This window comes from Streptomyces sp. NPDC034670 (genome assembly GCF_055574875.1).
The window spans coordinates 1-1,007 of sequence record NZ_JBVITR010000155.1 but is presented as its reverse complement, the minus strand read 5'-3'; the positions used below and the strand labels follow the sequence as shown (position 1 = coordinate 1,007).

The following is a 1,007-nucleotide window of genomic DNA, read 5'->3' as shown; positions in this document are numbered from 1 at the left end:
GGCTCCATCAGCGGCGAGTGGAAGGCGTGCGAGACCCGCAGCCGGGTGGCGCGGCGCCCGCGGTCGGTGACGGCCGCCACCACGCGCTCCACACCGTCCTCACCGCCGGACACGACGATCGCCCGCGGCCCGTTGACGGCGGCCACGGCCACCTCGTCGGTGCCGTCGAGGAGGCCGGCCACCTCGGCCTCGTCCGCCTCGATCGCCGCCATGGCGCCGCCCCCGGGCAACGCCTCCATCAGCCGGCCACGGGCAGCCACCAGCCTGACCGCGTCCGCGAGGTCGAGGACCCCCGCGGTGTAGGCGGCGGCGAACTCACCGACCGAGTGTCCGAGCACCACCTCGGGCTCGGCTCCCCAGGACCGCAGCAGCCGGACGACGGACGTCTGGAGAGCGAACAGGGCCGCCTGCGCATAGCCGGTACGGTCCAACCGGCCCGCCTGCGGGGCGTCCTCGGCCGCGAACATGACGTCACGGACCGGCACCTCGAAACCGGGGTGCCCGGCGAGTTCGGCGTCGAGCAGCCCGCACACCTCGTCCAGCGCGGACGCGAACACCGGGAACGACTCGTACAGCTCCCGCCCCATGCCATGGCGCTGGCTGCCCTGACCGGTGAACATCCAGGCGGTACGGCCCTCGACGACCGATCCCGTGACAGTCGGTGCGGCGAGCCGGGCACGCAGGCCTTCGGCGTCCACGCCGAGCACGACGGCGCGGTGCTCCAATGCCGCGCGCGTGGTGGCCAGGGACAGGCCGACGTCCGCTGCGGTGGCGGTGCCGTCATCCAGATGGTCCGACAGGCGTGTGAGCTGTGCCCGCAGGGCGTGGGCGCTGCGGGCGGACAGGACCCAGGGGATCAGCGGGAGGTCGGCGGCGCCGCGCCGCGCCGGGACCGCCTCCGCCTGGGGCGCCTCCTCGATGATCACGTGGGCGTTGGTGCCGCTGATGCCGAACGACGACACACCGGCCCGGCGCGGCCGCTGCCCGCGCGGCCAGGCCCGCTCCTC

The 1,007-nt window shown here is 75.2% G+C and carries 1 protein-coding gene; it reads right to left on the bottom strand.

All coding sequences use genetic code 11. The features are described 5' to 3' along the window. Nucleotides 1-1,007 (bottom strand): acyltransferase domain-containing protein (locus ACZ56B_RS32920; RefSeq protein ID WP_468798786.1); only part of this gene is annotated, 1,007 nt, incomplete at both ends.